The organism is Lentzea sp. NPDC020367, from assembly GCF_044387305.1.
Lineage (GTDB): Bacteria > Actinomycetota > Actinomycetes > Mycobacteriales > Pseudonocardiaceae > Lentzea.
The window spans coordinates 60,245-76,347 of sequence record NZ_JBIRVV010000005.1 but is presented as its reverse complement, the minus strand read 5'-3'; the positions used below and the strand labels follow the sequence as shown (position 1 = coordinate 76,347).

The following is a 16,103-nucleotide window of genomic DNA, read 5'->3' as shown; positions in this document are numbered from 1 at the left end:
GGTGTCGGTGCTGCTGGTGCTGTTCCTCGTGCTGGTGGCACTGGTGATCTCGGTCGACCGGACGTTCGCCGGGCAGTCCTCCAAGGACGTCGACGGGGTGCTGAACAGCACCGAGTCGCGCGCGGTGGAGATGCTGAAGAACGGCAAGCGTCCGTCCGAGGTCGTCGGCGTGCTGACCAAGCGCAACGTCCACGTCACCATCGAGCTGCCCAACGGCACGACCGTCGGCAGCGCGCCCGACGAGGGGCAGTTCACCCGCCAGGTCCGCACCGTCGGCCGCAACAAGGTCACCCTCTACGCCGACACCGAGGCGATCTCGCAGGCGCAGCACCGGTTGCGGAAGCTGCTGGTGCTGCTGGGTCTCGGGGCGATCGCCGTCACCGGTCTGCTGATCATCGTGGTGGTGCGGCGGGCGTTGGCGCCGCTCGATGCCATGACCTCGCTGGCCCAGGCCATTGCTGCCGGGCATCGGGGTGGGCGGTTGAATCCGTCCCGGACCGACACCGAGCTGGGGCGGACGGCGGCCGCGTTCGACGGGATGCTGGATTCCTTGGAGGGGTCTGAGCAGCGGACTCGGCGGTTCGTCGCTGACGCCGCTCACGAGCTGCGGACGCCGATCACCGGGGTGCAGGCTGTGGCTGAGGCCTTGGTGCAGGCTCCCGTCGACTCGCCTGATCGGGATCAGATGTCGTTCCTGCTGGTTCGGGAGGCTCGTCGGGCCGGGCGGCTGGTTGACGACTTGCTCGCGCTGGCTCAGTTGGACGCTGGGTACGAGATGCAGCGGGAGTCGGTGGATTTGCTGGGGCTTGCCGAGGCTGAGGTGGCTCGGACTCGGTTTGTGGCGCCTGACTTCGACATTGCGGTTGAAGGGGTGCCGGTTGCTGTTGTTGGGGATGGGCAGCGGTTGGCGCAGGTGTTGGCGAACCTGGTGGACAACGCTCGGCAGGCGACTGGGCCACAGGGGACCGTTCGGATCCGTGTTGACCTGACCGGGTTCACCGTGTCCGACAACGGGCCTGGTGTCCCTGAGGCCGAGCGGGAGCGGATCTTTGATCGGCTTGTTCGGCTTGACGATGCGCGGGATCGGCGGTCGGGTGGATCCGGGCTGGGGCTGGCCATCGCCCGAGGGGTGATCCGGGCGCACGGCGGGGACCTGACCTGCGAGCCGTCCGCGCAGGGAGCGGTCTTCCGCGTGACGCTGCCCGCGGTTAATCCAGTCGCCCAGCCGAGCCACGTTTGATTCCATCGGCGCGTGGACGTCGACGTGGTGGTGCAGTGGGTGAAGACCGAGTGGACCAAGAAGTCCCGTGGTCAGCCCGGGGCGACCCGGCGCAACGCCGCGCCGGTCGGGTTCGCGTTGCCGCACCTGATGCCCGCCGTGCACGAGGTGCGGCTGGGGGAGCGGTACGACTTCGAGCCTCACTGGTCGAAGGAGAGCAGCGAGATCGACCGGATCGCGCTCACCCTTCGCGAGGACGACGAAGTGCTGTCCGTGCAGCTGCAGGACACCCTGCGCGCGGCACCACGACGGTGGATCAGGCCCTCACCGGTCCGGCTGGCGCGCGGTGAGTGGGTCCGCTGGCAGATCAACCACCGGTGGTCGGGCGGCTGTTGCGGCGAGTGGAGCTACGAGCTGACCACGTTGAACCTCGTCTACGGATCGCCGAGCGACGCGAAGGTGTTCCTGGGAACGCCCACGCGTCACGTCGACGAGCAGACCTACCTGAGTTAGCCGACCTCGGTCGCGGGCGCCGCGAAGGTGTTGCAGGCGTCCGTCGAGTTCGCCTTGAAGCCCGCGGCCGCCCACTGCGCCTGGTTCTTGGCGGAGCCGTGTGCGTTGTTCTCGGGCTTCTCCTCGACGGCGAACTGGAAGTCCTCCTGCGCCTGACGCGCGAGGCTCGCCGTTACGGAGCCCCGTCCGGCGGCCGAGGTCAGGAACATGCCCGCGAAGCAGTTCGCCTGCAGTTCGATTCGGCGGGACATCTCCAGGCCCGCCGGGGACTTCTCGCCCGCGTCGGTGATCTTCAGGTCCGCCGCCCGCAGCAGGCCCGTCAGTGCCTGGACGTGGTGGCCGTACTCGTGTGCGAGCGTGGCCAGGTGGGTGGCTGGGGCGTCGCCGCCGCCGTTGTCGCGCAGGCGGGCCGTGGGCATGTAGATCGTGCGGTTGCGGCCGCAGTAGTAGGCCACCGCGTGGTCCGATTCCGGGGCGGCGCCGCACGGGCCGTCCTTCAGTTCTGGTGAGGCGTCGAGGGCCGGCTTGTCGAACGGCAGGTTCGCCGTCGTGAGCAGCGGGCCCCAGGCGGTGTCCAGGCACGCGACGCCCGCCGCGTAGTAGGCGGCCAGTTCCCCGTCCGCGACGCCGAAGGGTGGCATCGTGCAGGTCACCTGGGGGAGCGCGACCGGCTTGACCAGGAACGGGTGGTCGGCCAGGCGGTAGACCGCCCGCGGCCGGATCGGGGTCGACGGTTCTGTCGACGGCGACGTGGCCGGGCGCGAACCCGCCAGGGCGTGGCCCGTCACCAGTCTCGGGCGACTCAGTTGACCGATTCCCAGGACGAACGCGACCACCAGCACGAACACTCCCGCGAGCACGACCGGGTTGTTCTTGGCTGGTTGGGTCACGTTCTCCCCTTCCTAGGAGACAGAACCCGGGTCGGCTGCCCAGGTGTTGCACTCTGAAGCCTTGTTGGACTTGTAGCCCCGGTCGACCCAGGACGCGTTGTTCTCCGGTGTGCCGTGGTCCTTCGTCGGGTAGATGTCGTAGTCGCCCCGGTTGCCCGCGTCGGTCAGGGCCACCCGGATCACGTCTATCGGTATCGCGCCGTGGGACAAAGGGGCCAGCGACATGCCGCCGAAGCAGGTGGCTTGCAGCTCCATCCGGCGGTTCAGGTCGAGGCCCTTCGGAGTATCCCATCCGCCCGCGTCGTACTGCGCGCGGTCCGAGGCTTTCAGCATTCCGGTGAGCCACTGGATGTGGTGGCCGTACTCGTGGGCGAGCTGGCCCAGGTACTTGCCGGGGTGGTTCGGGTTGTTCGGGTTGCGTTCGGCGGCGTAGGCGTTCGCCGTCCAGTAGATGCCGCCCTGGCAGTACCGCGCCGTCTGGTCCGGGCGGACGGTGCCGCACGGGTACTGCACGGACTCGGTGACGATGTGCAGCTCAACGGGCTGGTACGGCAGGTTCGCGGCCTGCAGCGCCGGCTTCCACATGCTCTCGATGCACGGGAGTGCCGCGCGCAGGAACCGGTCCTGGCCCGCCGGCGAGTAGTCCATCGCGGGGAGGTTGCAGCCCGAGATGGTGTTCGCGCCGAAGCCCGGCTTGAGGAACGGGTGGTCCGCCAGCGCGTAGACGGCCTTCGGACCCGCCGGGGTCGCTGGGGCCGAAGGCGTGCGGGACGTGGACGAGCGCGTCGGGGCGGACGTCTCCGTCGGTGTGTCCGTCGTGGTCGGGACGGTGAACGTCGGGCTCTGCGTCGTGTACGCCGAGTAGCCCGTGTCCTTCACCTTGTTGTTCAGGGTCGCCGCGAAGACGCCGATCGCGCCCAGGCCGAGGATCACGACGCCGCCCAGGATCAGGGCGATCATCGGGCCGTTGCTCTTGCGGCGCGGCGGCATCCCCGGATACGGCCCGTAGCCGGGCGGCGGCGGGCCCCACGACGGCTGCGGCGGCGGCATGACCGGGCCGGGTGGCGGCGGGCCGTAGTAGCCGGGCGGCGGGCCCTGCGGTGGTGGCGGGCCGTAGGGCGGCGGTGGGCCTTGCGGCGGACGCTGTCCGAGCGGTGCGGGCATCGGCGGCGGGCCGACCGGGCGCGGTGGCGGCCAGGTGCCCGGCGGTGGTTGCGTCATCGCCTGAGGTCCCCCCAATGGTCATCCTGGGTCGGGTACGAGCATAGGCGGACCGAGATCGCGCGTCCCCCGACCGGGCTAACACGGCCCACCCACGTACTTGAGACGCGTGGGCGGGGGGATCGGTTCATGAGACGTCCCCTGAGCTCGCCGCCCAGGTGTTGCACGCCTTGATGTCGTTCTGCTTGTGGCCGTGCATCACCCAACGCTCGTTGTTGGGCGCGCTGCCGTGATCAGGCCTGCGGTCGTAGTCGCCGCGCTTGCTGGAATCGCTCAAGCCGGTGTTCACGACCTCGATCGGCACGACGTTCTTGTGCGAGAACGGCGCGAGCGTCATGCCGCCCAGGCAGGTGGCCTGCAGTTCCAGCCTCCGGTTGAGCTCGAGGCCCTTCGGCGTGTCGAACCCGCCCACGTCGTACTGGGCCTGGTCGGAGGCGCGCATCATGCCGGTCAGCCACTGGATGTGGTGGCCGTACTCGTGACTGAGCTGGCCCAGGTAGACGCCGGGGTGCCGGACCGTCGAGCCGCCCTCGTTCGAGTAGAAGTCGCCGGGCCAGTAGATGACCCCGCGGCAGAACATCGCCGTCGAGTTGGCCTGGCGCGAACCGCACGGCGTCTGCACGCTTCCCGTGAACACCTGGAGCTCGGCCGGCTGGTACGGCAGGTTGGCCGCCTTCAACGCCGGCTGCCAGGCCTTCTCGATGCACGGCAGCGCGGCCGAGAGGAACCGCTCCTCGCCCGCGGGGTTGTAGTTCATCTGCGGCAACGGGCACGAGGCGAAGTCGTTCGCGCCGATCCCGGTGGCGAAGATCGGGTGGTCGGCGAGCTTGTAGATCGCCTTCGGGCCGACCGGGGTCTGCTGCGTGCTCGACGTCCGCGTCGACGATGTCCGTGTGGACGCTGTCGTCGTCGTGGTGGTCTCTGTCGTGGTCGTCCTTGTGTAGGAGTAGGTCGGGCTGTACGTCGTGTACGCCGAGTAGCCCGTGTCCTTCGCCTTGTTGTTCAGGGTCGCCGCGAAGACGCCGATCGCGCCGAGGCCGAGGATCACCACACCGCCCAGCACGAGCGCCACGACGGGGCCGTTGTTCTTGCGCGGCGGCATTCCCGGGTACGGCCCGTAGCCGGGAGGAGGCGGGCCCCAGCCCGGTTGCGGCCCTGGCATGACCGGACGCGGCGGCATCATCGGGCGGGGCGGCGGGAGTGGTGCGCGTCCGGGAGGCGGGCTGTACGGCGGGGGCGGGCGCATGCCGTGCGGAGGTCCGTGAACTGGGCGAGGAGGCATCGGCGGCCCGTACGGCGGTGGGGCGGGCACGGGAGGTGGGCCCACCGGGCGTGGCGGCGGCCAAGTGCCCGGTGGCGGTGGTTGCGTCATCGCCGAAGATCCCCCAGATGGCGTCTGTACGAAAGTCCGCCGGAGCATATGAGGACTCCGCTATTGTCCGCAGCCGTGTTGAAGAACTGGGGAGCGGCGATCTTCGTCGCCGTCGCGCTGACGTCCACCACGGCTGCCGGCGCGCTCGCGCAGCCGCTTCCCGGCACCGTCAGCACCGAGGTGCGGATGAAGCTGGAGCGCGACGCCAGGCTCTCCGTCACCGAGACCGTCCAGGTGCCCGACGGCAAGACCGTCAAGCGGACCGTCCCCTTGCGACTCGCGGTCGGCAACGACCTGGAGCGCCAGTACCAGGTCACCGACGCCAAGATCGACGGCAAGGGCAGCACCTCCACCGACGACGACAGCTTCTCCGTCACGCTCGAAGGCGGCCAGTCCGTCCTGACCTACACGGTCGTCGGCGCGGTCGCCCCCGTCGGTGACGCGCTGGAGGTCCGCTGGCAGGTCGCGGGCGGCTGGGACACCGAACTGGACAAGGTCGCCGTCTCCTTCTCCGCACCCGACTCCCCGACGTCGGTCAACTGCCTCGCGGGCCCCGTCGGCTCGTCCCAGCCGTGCACCAGCGCCGACCTCGCGGACGGCAAGGGCGTGCGCGCGCAGGAGATCAAGCTCGGCGCCGGCGAACGCGTCGACGTCGCGATCGGACTGTCCGCGGGGGTCGTGCCGCCCAACGCCGTCGTGGTCGAGCAGTCCGGCCTGGCGGCCGCGTTCGCGCTGACGCCGGTCAGCGGCGCCGCGCTCGGCGGCCTGCTCGTGTTGCTGCTCGGCGGTGTCGCCCTGCTCTGGTACCTGCGCGGCCGGGACGCCGCGGCGCTCGCGAGCGAGGTCGGCGCGGTCACCGTGCTGGTCCGCGACCAGGGCGGCAGGGTCGCGTTCGCCTCGCCCGACGGCGTGCTGCCCGGCCAGGTCGGCACGGTCGTCGACGAGCACGTGGACGTGGTCGACGTGACCGCCACGGTCATCGACCTCGCCGTCCGCAACTACCTGTGGATCACCGAAGTAGAAGGCCACGACTGGCAGATCGTGCGCCGCAACCCGGTCGACGACTCGTTGTCCGGTTACGAGAAGGCCGTCTGCGAAGCCCTTCTGCCACAGGGCGTGGACGCGGTGAGCGTGTCGGAGCTGCGCGGCCGGCAGATCGATCTCGCACTGGTTCGCGACCGGCTCTACGCGGACGTCGTGGAGAAGCGCTGGTTCGTGCGCCGCCCGGACGCCGAGCGGAACCTGTTCTGGTGGGCCGGGATCGTGATCGCCGTGCTGGGCGTGGCGGCCACGGTCGTGCTGGCGCTGACGATCGGCAACGCGCTGTTCGGGCTCGTCGTCGCCGTGGGTGGTGTCGCGCTGGCGTTCGGCGCCCGGTCGATGCCCGCCCGCACCAAGCGCGGCAGCGAGTTGCTGGAGCACGTCCGCGGCCTGCGCGGCTACCTCCACGGCGTGAGGCCGGAGGACGTGCCCGAGGCCGACCGCGAACTGGTGTTCTCCCGGTCCCTGCCGTACGCGGTGGTGCTCGGCGAGACCGAGCGCTGGCTCACGACGTTCGGCCAGCAGGACCTCTATTGGTACGGCAACGCCTCCGACTTCAGGCGCAGCTTCCCCGCGTTCCTGGGGGCCCTCGACGGCGTGCTCGCCCAGGCGGGCCACCTGCGATCGCTCCGGACGCCGAACCCGTAGTCTTGCGCCATGGCCTCACCCGAACTGCACAGGTTCACGTTGCCCAACGGCCTGCGGGTGGTGCTCGCCCCCGACGCCAGCGCACCGGTCGTTGGCGTCAGCGTGCACTACGACGTCGGCTTCCGCTCCGAGCCCGAGGGGCGCACCGGGTTCGCGCACCTCTTCGAGCATCTGATGTTCCAGGGCAGCGAGAGCCTGGAGAAGCTGGCCCACTTCCGGCACGTGCAGTCGTCGGGCGGCACGTTCAACGGGTCCACGCACCCCGACTACACCGACTACTACCAGGTGCTGCCGAGCGCGGCGCTGGAGCGGGCGCTGTTCCTCGAAGCGGACCGCATGCGCGCCCCGAAGCTCACCGACGAGAACCTCCGCAACCAGATCGACGTGGTGAAGGAGGAGATCCGGCTCAACGTGCTGAACCGCCCGTACGGCGGGTTCCCCTGGATCCTCCTGCCCGCGGTGCTGTTCACCACGTTCGCCAACGCGCACAACGGCTACGGCGACTTCGTCGACCTGGAGAGCGCGACGGTCGACGACTGCGCGGAGTTCTTCGACACCTACTACAGCCCGGCGAACGCGGTGCTGACGGTGGCGGGCGACCTCGACGTCGAGACCACGAAGACGTTGGTGGAGAAGCACTTCGGCGACGTGCCCGCGCGGCCGCGCCCGGAGCGTCCCTCGTTCGCGGAGCCCGGCCCGCAGGGTGAGGTGCGGCACGAGCACGGCGACGCGCTGGCCCCGCTGCCCGCGATCGCGATCGGCTACCGCGTGCCGGACCCGGTCACCGACATCGACGGCTACCTCTCCTACCTCGTGCTCGCCGGCGTGCTGGCGGACGGCGACGGCTCGCGCCTGCAGCAGCGTCTCGTGCACCGCGAGGGCATCGTGATCGACCTGAACGCCGGCTGCGGCCTGTTCGGGCCGCTCGAAGCCCGCGACCCGGACACGTTCAGCATCACCGCGATCCACGCCGCCGAGGTCTCCGCCGACCAGGTCGTCGCGGCCATCGACGAGGAACTGCAGAAGCTCGCGCAGGAACCGCCGTCGGCCGAGGAGCTCGCGAAGGTCACCGCCCGCTGGGCGTCGACCATGCACAAGGAGCACGACCGGCTCACGAACCGCACGCTGGGCCTCGGCTCCGCGGAGCTGCTGTTCGGCCGCGCCGAGCTGATCTACGAACTGCCCGAGCGGATCGCCTCGGTGACCGTGGACGAGGTGTCGGCCGCCGCCAAGGCGCTGCGTCCCGACTCCCGCGCCCTTCTCTTCGTCAAGCCCACCGGAGGAGCCCAGTGACCTCGGCCAAGACCCACCGAACCGCCGAGGAGATCGGACGCACCGCCACCGGCCCGCGTCCGCTGCCGGAACTGGGCTCGCAGAAGGTGTCCGCCGAGCTGTCCACTGTGGACACCACGCTGCCGAACGGCCTGCGGGTCATCGCCGTTCAGCGCGCCACGGTGCCGATGGTCGAGGTGCGGCTGCGCGTCCCGTTCGCGGACCCGGCCGGCACGAGCGTCGGTTCCCAGCACTCCGCCGTGGCCGAGATCCTCGCGAACACCGTGCTGACGGGCACCGAGAAGCGTTCGCGCGTGCAGATCGACACCGAGCTGGCGCTGGTCGGCGGCGAGCTCGACGCCGTGGTCGACCCGGAGCGCCTGAGCTTCACCGGCAACGCGCTGGCCAGCGGCCTCGGCACCGTGCTGGAGGTGCTGGCGGACGTCCTGACGAACGCCTCGTACCCGGCGGACGAGGTGGAGCGCGAGCGCGCCCGTCTCGTCGAGCGCATCTCGATCGCCCGGTCGCAGCCGAGCGTCATCGCGCGTGAGGCGTTGCAGAAGATCCTGTACGGCGACCACCCGTACGCCAAGGAGATGCCGGAGGCCGACGAGGTCGCCACCGTCTCCCGCGAAGACGTGGTGGCGTTGCACGGCAAGGGTCTGCTGCCGCGCGGTTCCGTGCTGGTCGTCGTCGGCGACGTCGACCCGGCTGCCGCCGTGGCCCAGATCGGCGAGGCCCTGGAGGCGTGGCAGGGCGACGGCGAGGCCGTCCAGCTGCCGCCGCTGCCCGCGGTGTCCGGTGGCGACGTGGTGCTCGTGCACCGCGCCGGTGCCGTGCAGTCGCAGATCCGCCTTGCCGCACAGGCGATCCCGCGCACTGACGAGCGCTACCCGGCGCTGCAGCTCGCGAACCTGGTCTACGGCGGGTTCTTCTCGTCGCGGCTGGTCGAGAACATCCGCGAGGACAAGGGCTACACCTACAGCGCCCGTTCGCACCCCGAGTTCACCGTGCACGGCGCGACGCTGCTGATCGACGCCGACACGGCGTCCGACGTCACGGCCGCGGCGCTGCTGGAGACCCGGTACGAACTGGCGCGGCTGGGCCTCGTGCCGCCGTCGGAGTCCGAAGTGGACACCGCGCGCAGCTACGCCGTCGGCACGCTGCTGACGTCGACGTCCTCGCAGTCCGGCCTGGCGTCGTTCCTGGTGAACCTCGTCGGCCTGGGCCTCGGCCTCGACTGGCTGGTCGCGCACCCGCAGCGCCTCGCGGCCGTCACGCCGGAGCAGGTGGCCGCGGCCGCGCTGGAGTTCTTCGCGCCGGGCAACTTCACCGGCGTGCTCGTCGGTGACGCCGACCAGCTCAAGCCGAAGCTCTCCGCACTGGGTGGGGTCTCGTTCCAGTGAGTTTCGAACTAGTCGGTCTGCCCGCGCTGTCGCGGTTCGGGGTCGACCGGTGCGAGCCGTTGCGCGGCGACGAGGAGAAGCTCGCCGCGCTCTGGCCCAAGGCACGGATGCTCGTCGTGGACACGCGCGGCCGCACGCTGGTCGCCGATCGCGGCACGCGGGTGGTCGACCGCCCGGCTCTCGAGTTCGGCGACCAGCCGCCCGTGAACGCCGTCCTGCTGGGTCAGCAGGACGGCGTGGCCTGGTTCGCCGTGCTGATGCCCGCCGTGGAGGAGGGCGAGGTCCCCGCCACCCGTGTCTGGGGCCCGCCGGAGCTCACGGACGAGCCGCAGTGGCTGGACCTCAGGCAGGCCGGCGCCACCCTGGACGACACGTCGGCCGGTCTCTTCACGACGGCCGCCGCGTTGTTCCAGTGGCACCGGCTCGGCAAGTACTGCGCCAAGTGCGGCGCCAGGACGGTGCTGGAGAAGTCCGGCTGGACCTCGGTCTGCTCCGGTTGTGAGCGGGAGGAGTACCCGCGCACCGACGCCGCGGTGATCTGTCTCGTGCACGACGGCGCGGACCAGGTGCTCGTCGCCCGCGGTCCGGAGTGGCCGGAAGGCCGGTTCTCCGTGCTGGCCGGGTTCGTCGAGGCCGGCGAGTCGCTCGAAGCCTGTGTGGCGCGGGAGATCTCCGAGGAGGTCGGCGTCGCGGTCCGCGACATCCGGTACCTCGGGTCGCAGCCGTGGCCGTTCCCCCGGTCGTTGATGATCGGGTTCGAGGCCGTGGCAGACCCCGCCGAACCGCTGCGGCTGGCCGAAGGCGAGATCGCCGAGGCCAAGTGGGTCTCGCGGTCCGACGTGCGCAAGGCGATCGACGAACCGGGCAGCGTTCCCGGCCTCGGGCTCGCCGGTGGCGCGTCGATCGCGTTCCGGATGCTGCAGAGCTGGTCGCGCTCGGTGTAGTGGGGTTGCGCCGATCGGCCTGTTCCGGTTCGGTCTACGCATGACCAATCCGGAGCTCGAGGCGCGCAACGCCGCTCTGCGCGGCCAGGTCGACTCGATGCTGGCAAGCCTCGAACAGCAGACCGCCCAACTGAAGCAGGCGCAGGCCGAGGCGATGTCCAAGGTCGGCCGCGCGAGTTCGCCCGACGGCCTGGTCGAGGTGACGGTCAACGCCGGTGGCATCGTCACCGGCGTCACCTTCGCCCCGGCCGCGTTCGACCGCAGCACACCGGAGAAGCTCGGCCAGAGCGTCGTTGCGACGATCCAGCAGGCCGCCCTCAACGCCCGAGCGCAGGCCGACGCCGTGCTCACCCCGTTCACCGAGGGCCTTCCCGACCTGCCCGACTTCTTCCCCGGCATGCCGTCGATCAAGGACCTCATCCCGGCTCCGCCGCCGGTCGTGCCGCCGGCACCGCAGGCACCGCGGAACGACGACGAGCCGCCGGAGTCCTTCATGGACCGCCGCGGGAGCAACTGGTGACCGGCTTCGAGGTGGACCCGACGGCGCTGCGCTCGCAGTCGCCGAAGTTCTCGGCGGCGGGTGACAAGCTGCAGACCGCCTGGGAGACGCTGCGGGGCGTCCTCGACGCCAACAACGGCTGCTGGGGCGGCGACGACGCGGGCAAGGAGTTCGCCGGCTCCTACCTGCCCATCGCCGACCAGGCCCGCCAGGCGTTCCCGGCGCTCACCGAGGGCATCCACTCGATCCGCGACGGCCTCGACGCCTCCGCTGACACCTGGGAAGCCGCTGACCAGGCCAACCGCAAGTCGCTAGGGGGTAGGTGAGCCGTGGGAATGGAGATGCCGGAGTCCGTTCAGTGGCTCATGCCGATCGTGGTCGGCGCGAACTGGCCAGAGGGCGACGAGGAGAAGCTGCGCGTCATGCGGGACGCGTGGACGGCCGCCGCGAAGTCCGTCGAGGAAGTGCTCGGCGACGGCAACAACGCGTCGACGGCCGCACTGGGCTGCATGAGCGGCCAGACCGCGGAGAAGTTCGAGGAGTACTGGAAGAAGTACACCGAGGGCGATGCCTACCTGGTCAACCTGCAGCAGATCTGCACGGATCTCGCCGCGGGCTGCGACAAGGCGGCGCTCGGCATCGAGTACACCAAGTACAGCATCATCCTGGCTCTGATCATCCTGGCCATCCAGATCGCCGCGATGATCGCCTCGGCGGTGGCCACGTTCGGCACGTCGACCGCGGGCATCCCGATCGCGCAGGCGGCGACCCGGATCACGGTCCAGATGGTCTTCCAGCAGCTGGTCAAGCAGATCCTCATCAACGTCGCGATCAACGTCGGTGTCGACGCGTTCATCCAGGGCGTCCAGTTCGCCAAGGGTGACCGGAAGTCGTGGGACGTCGGCAAGACGGTCGACGCGGGCATCGCGGGCGTCGCCGCCGGTGTCGCGTCGGGAGCGGTCGGTGTCGGCAGCAGCGCGCTCGGCACCACGACCAGCAACTTCGCTCAGGCTGCCGGACGTGGCGCGGTCGAAGGGGCCGTCTCGGGCGCGGCCGGCAACATCCTGAACAACGTCGCGCACGGCAAGGTCAGCCCTGGCGACTTCGTGAGCGGGGCCGTGTCCGGCGCTGTCTCCGGCAGCGTCGGCGGCGCGGTCGGCGGGATGAAGACGAGGCACGACGGGCTCCACCAGACCTGGGGCACCGGCACGTCGCCGGACGGCCAGTACACCTCCGGGTCGAACACCCAGGGGCACACCCACACGACGCCCGACGGGTCGACCGCACAGGCCAACATCCCGGGGAACCCGTACGAGCCGGGGTTCAGGTCCGAACGGGCAGGCAGGTGGACCACGGTCCCCAGTGAGATCGGGCCGAACAACGTCAACGACCCGCACGACAGCGACTACCGGGTCAAGTCCTCGGCGAACCCGCCGCGGATGGTCGGGCACCTCGACCTGCCGGACCCGCCGCCTCCACCGCCGAAGAAGTAGCTACCGCCAGGGCTGCCAGCCGGGGAACGGGGCGTGATCCGCACGGATCTCGCCCCAGGCCGGGCTGCCCGGCGGCAGCACGTTGTGCTCGGCCAGCCGCATCCGCCCGCGCACTCGCCACCAGTCGGCCAGCAGTCCTGCGGTCAGCAGCCCCGCGATCAGGCTGCCGACCCACACCACGCGGCCGATGCCGAGGAACATCCAGGCGAAGCTGCCGGTGACGGAAGCGAGGAGCAGCCGCCACCCGATGCCGACGGTCTTGTAGTTGCCCCTGTCCGTCCCGGTCGTCCGCCGCACGGCCCACTGGCGCAGTGCACGCCACTCCTCGAGGGACAGACGCGTCGGCGGTGCCGGTGCGGACTGACGTGACCTGATCAGTTCGGCGAGCTCACCGGCCTGCTCCACCGGCAGGATCCACTGCTGCGGTCCCGCCACCAGCCGCAGCATCGGACTCCTGCCGACGGCCAGCGTGATGCCGCCGGGCACCGGCCACTGTTGCAGGCCGGGCGACGTGCCCGGTTGCACCAGGGTGAGGTCGCCCAGCCACAGCGCCTGCGGGTGGACGCCGCCGTCGTGCGACTTGTTCAGCTTGTGCACCAGACGATCCCGCTGCACGTACAACGACGCGCCGTTGCGCAGCGGCACGCACACCTCGACACCGCGACCGAGATCGGCCCCCAGCCGGAACAGCCGCGCGCCGAGGTGACCCAGCAGCGGGCACAGCACCAGCAGCACGGGAATCCACCCGAAACCGCCGCGGCCGATCAACCAGAACACGCTGATCGGCACAGCGAGGAACGCGACCCGTCCCCACACCCGAGGCACGTTCCGGTTCAGCACCCACACCACGCCCGCGACGCCCGCGAACGCCATCGCCGGCCACGTCTCGCCGGGCGTCAGGAACAGCACGACCACCGGCAGCACCACGGTTCCGGCCAGTGCGAGCGCCGCACCGGCCAGCCACCGCACCGCGAGCGACGGTCCGGTGAGCGCCACGGGAGGTCCCTGCACCGGGGTGGTCCGGGGGCCGGGAACAGGGGGAGCTTCTCCGACCTCGGTGGTCTCGGAGACGACGGTGGCGCCGGAGTGGACCTCGGCCAGGCCCGAGACCTTGGACCGCACCAGGGAGACGAACTTCTGCGGCTCTTCGACCGGCAGCACCTGTTCGCCCCTCGTGGTCCGCAGCACCACGACCTCGCCTTGTGGCACGGGCAGGCTGCGGCCGTCGGTCAGCGTGATCCACGGCCGCTCGCCGGGCACCGCGGCTCTGGTGCTGATGCCGAGGAGGTCGTTGAACGCGTAGGACACCTTCGCCGGTCCGGAGGAGTCCAGCCGTCCGCCGCCGGACACCGCCATGATCTCCAGGCCGTTGCTCGTGACGTCGACGGCGTCGGCGTACCAGCTGGGCTTCTGCTCGACGCGGAACTCGAACCGCACCATGCCCGGCGCGCGCTTCGACACCAGATGCGTGAGCCAGGTCGCGACGAACGGGACCCCGACCATGATCGGCATGTTGATCGCCGGCGACTTGCTGCCCAGGACGATCACGAACGTGATCGCGGCGACCGCTGACACGCCCAGCGCGACGAATGGCCAGTGGTGCGGCTTCATGGGCCTCATCTTGGCAGCTGAGGTGTCCTCGCGCGGGTGAGCCAGGCCGCGTAGGAGTGCCAGCCGACCTCGGGGAACTCGGCGTGCAGCGCGGGCACGTCCAGGTCGAGGCCGATCTCGGTGAAGTGGCGGAACATCGCGGCGAGATCGGTGGAGTACTTCTCCGCCCTGGCCATCGGGACCTCGACGAACTCGGTGCCCCGCAACGCGGCCATTTCGGGGCCCGTGAGGTGGTCGCTCGCGATGTCGATGCGACGGTTGTGGAAGCGGGCCGGTTGTTCGAACGCCATCGCGGCCATCGCGGCGATGTCCTCCGGTGCGACCACGTGCAACTTCAGCCAGGCGGGGATCGGCAGGGCGACCTGCCCGTCCGCGCCCATGAACGCGGCCGGGCCCAGGACCGTCCAGTGTGGATGGTGGGCGGCCAGGTGGCGTTCGATCTCCGCTTTCGTGTCGAAGTGCGGGATGCCGGTGCCGCGATCGGCGTTGGTGGCCGAGGTGAAGACGACGTGCGGGACGTGCTTCGCGGCGTCGACGGCGGCTTTGCCTTGCGCCACTTCGGCCGGGCCGCTCAACGGGGTCATCAGGAAGACACCGTCGGAGTCCGCGAACGCCGCGTGCAGCGAGTCCGGGTCGTCGAAGTCGCCGCGGACGTCGTTGGGGCGGCTGGGTTCGCGGGTCATGCGGCGCACTTCGTGGCCGCGCTCGGTCAGCAGGCGGGCCACCGCGCCGCCCTGGGTGCCGGTGGCTCCGGTGACGGTGATCCTCATCGGGGGCCGATCCAGGAGATGTGGCTGTCCGGGCGGACGGTGGTGTCCAGGCCGTCCAGCACGGTGGTGATTCCCTTGCCCGCGGACAGGTCCAGGCCCGGGACGAACGTGCCTGCCAGCGGGTGGTCGCAACCGGTCTCGTAGCGGATGTCGGTGCCCTGGACCATCGCGGAGATCCGGGCTTTGACCTCCGGCAGGTCGAGCAGGTCGCTGACGAGCGAGTGGAGTTCGCGCGACCGCGGGTCCGGGCGGGTCAGGGCGACCTGGGTCAGGGTGTTGCGCAGGACGCGGTCGGCGACCGGGTGGCGTTCGGCGGTGTAGGTGTCGATCAGGGCCGAGTCGCCGGTGGCGAGTTTCCAGCCCAGGTTGAAGGCGTCCTGCAGGCCCAGGTTGAGGCCCTGGCCGCCGAACGGCGAGTGGACGTGCGCGGCGTCGCCTGCCAGCAGGACGTCGCCGCGGCGGTAGGTCGTGGCCTGGCGGGTGTTGTCGGTCCAGACGGTGGCGGTGTGGACGTGCCTGATCCGGACGTCGTGGCCGCTCACCCGGCGCAGCGCGGCTTCCAGGGTGTCGCGGCTGACCTCGCGGGTCGCCGGTGGGCCGTCGTACTCGATGAGCATGATCCGGCCCTCGAGCGGGCCGGACGCGTACACGCCGGTCGCTGTGCGGTGCCAGCCGTTCGGCAGGTCGCCGTCGAGGTCGACGATCGCCTGGTGGCCGGTCAGGGTCGGGCCGGTGCCGGGGAAGTCGAATCCGGCGAGCCTGCGAACGGTGCTGCGGCCGCCGTCGCAGCCGATCACGTACTCCGAACCGAGGTCCAGGCCGGTCACCTCGACACCGCGGCGGATCTGCACGTCCAGGTCGAGGGCCCGGGCTTCGAGGACGCGCTCCAACGCTTGCTGGGACAGCATCACGAGCGGCAGACCGTCCAGTTTGAACAGTCCGGCGAAGTGACCGGTGGAGCGGCGGACGGGCCACGCGAGACGGGTGGCCTCCTCGGCGCTCGCGGCGTCGATCGCGGGACCGAAGCCGCGCATGGCGAGCATCTCGTGGGTGCGGCCGCTGATCATCCCGGCCTTGATGGTGCCGGACTGGGCGGTCAGGCGTTCCAGCACGGTGGTGCGGACGCCTTGCAGGGCCAGTTCGCACGCCAGCAGGAGGCCGACCGGTCCGGCGCCGACGACGGTGACGTCTGAAGCTTTCATGC

Annotated in this window: 15 protein-coding genes; 9 read left to right on the top strand and 6 right to left on the bottom strand. The window is 70.7% G+C overall.

Annotated elements, in window-relative coordinates:
* The first annotated feature begins 7 nt into the window (after positions 1-7).
* Entirely contained in the window at positions 8-1,240 is a 1,233-nt protein-coding gene (locus ACH413_RS22075; protein WP_360037460.1) for a HAMP domain-containing sensor histidine kinase, read from the top strand.
* Positions 1,241-1,252: 12 nt separating this feature from the next.
* Entirely contained in the window at positions 1,253-1,732 is a 480-nt protein-coding gene (locus ACH413_RS22070) for a hypothetical protein (RefSeq protein WP_360037457.1), read from the top strand.
* Here the strand turns inward: ACH413_RS22070 and ACH413_RS22065 are convergent.
* From ACH413_RS22065 to ACH413_RS22055, 3 genes are all read right to left on the bottom strand, one after another.
* Complete coding sequence (locus ACH413_RS22065) at positions 1,729-2,622, bottom strand: neutral zinc metallopeptidase (RefSeq protein ID WP_360037454.1); 894 nt, start codon at positions 2,620-2,622, stop codon at positions 1,729-1,731. The genes ACH413_RS22070 and ACH413_RS22065 overlap by 4 nt on opposite strands.
* Positions 2,623-2,634: 12 nt before the next feature.
* Positions 2,635-3,843, bottom strand: a complete 1,209-nt coding sequence (locus tag ACH413_RS22060) for a neutral zinc metallopeptidase (protein WP_360037452.1) — start codon at positions 3,841-3,843, stop codon at positions 2,635-2,637.
* Between the two features lie 127 nt (positions 3,844-3,970).
* Positions 3,971-5,005, bottom strand: a complete 1,035-nt coding sequence (locus tag ACH413_RS22055; RefSeq protein ID WP_360037449.1) for a neutral zinc metallopeptidase — start codon at positions 5,003-5,005, stop codon at positions 3,971-3,973.
* 285 nt (positions 5,006-5,290) lie between these two features.
* Between ACH413_RS22055 and ACH413_RS22050 the strand changes: the two genes are divergently transcribed.
* From ACH413_RS22050 to ACH413_RS22020, 7 genes are read left to right on the top strand one after another with little or no spacing between them, the layout of a single operon-like run.
* Positions 5,291-6,904, top strand: coding sequence for a DUF2207 domain-containing protein (locus tag ACH413_RS22050; RefSeq protein ID WP_360037447.1), 1,614 nt, complete (start codon positions 5,291-5,293; stop codon positions 6,902-6,904).
* Between the two features lie 9 nt (positions 6,905-6,913).
* On the top strand, positions 6,914-8,197 hold the full coding sequence (locus ACH413_RS22045) for a pitrilysin family protein (protein WP_360037445.1): 1,284 nt from the start codon (positions 6,914-6,916) through the stop codon (positions 8,195-8,197).
* Positions 8,194-9,582, top strand: coding sequence for a pitrilysin family protein (locus ACH413_RS22040; protein ID WP_360037442.1), 1,389 nt, complete (start codon positions 8,194-8,196; stop codon positions 9,580-9,582). The genes ACH413_RS22045 and ACH413_RS22040 overlap by 4 nt, the downstream gene beginning before the upstream one ends.
* A complete protein-coding gene (gene nudC, locus ACH413_RS22035) occupies positions 9,579-10,526 on the top strand; it encodes an NAD(+) diphosphatase (RefSeq protein ID WP_360037439.1) in 948 nt (315 codons plus the stop codon). The genes ACH413_RS22040 and nudC overlap by 4 nt, the downstream gene beginning before the upstream one ends.
* A 40-nt stretch (positions 10,527-10,566) precedes the next feature.
* Entirely contained in the window at positions 10,567-11,046 is a 480-nt protein-coding gene (locus ACH413_RS22030; protein WP_360037436.1) for a YbaB/EbfC family nucleoid-associated protein, read from the top strand.
* Positions 11,043-11,351 carry a WXG100 family type VII secretion target gene (locus ACH413_RS22025; RefSeq protein ID WP_360037434.1) on the top strand — a complete coding sequence of 103 codons (309 nt, stop codon included), beginning with the start codon at positions 11,043-11,045 and terminating at the stop codon, positions 11,349-11,351. Before ACH413_RS22030 ends, ACH413_RS22025 begins: the two co-directional genes overlap by 4 nt.
* Positions 11,352-11,366: 15 nt before the next feature.
* Entirely contained in the window at positions 11,367-12,518 is a 1,152-nt protein-coding gene (locus ACH413_RS22020; RefSeq protein ID WP_360037433.1) for a hypothetical protein, read from the top strand.
* Here the strand turns inward: ACH413_RS22020 and ACH413_RS22015 are convergent, their stop codons facing one another.
* The 3 genes from ACH413_RS22015 to ACH413_RS22005 are packed head-to-tail and all read right to left on the bottom strand — an operon-like array spanning position 12,519 to position 16,101.
* Positions 12,519-14,129 (bottom strand): hypothetical protein, encoded by a 1,611-nt coding sequence (locus ACH413_RS22015; protein WP_360037431.1) that lies wholly within the window; start codon positions 14,127-14,129, stop codon positions 12,519-12,521.
* A gap of 5 nt (positions 14,130-14,134) precedes the next feature.
* Positions 14,135-14,899: an NmrA family NAD(P)-binding protein gene (locus tag ACH413_RS22010; protein WP_360037430.1), complete on the bottom strand. Its 765-nt coding sequence runs from the start codon at positions 14,897-14,899 to the stop codon at positions 14,135-14,137.
* Positions 14,896-16,101, bottom strand: coding sequence for an FAD-dependent monooxygenase (locus tag ACH413_RS22005; protein ID WP_360037428.1), 1,206 nt, complete (start codon positions 16,099-16,101; stop codon positions 14,896-14,898). The genes ACH413_RS22010 and ACH413_RS22005 overlap by 4 nt, the downstream gene beginning before the upstream one ends.
* Between the last annotated feature and the right edge of the window lie 2 nt (positions 16,102-16,103).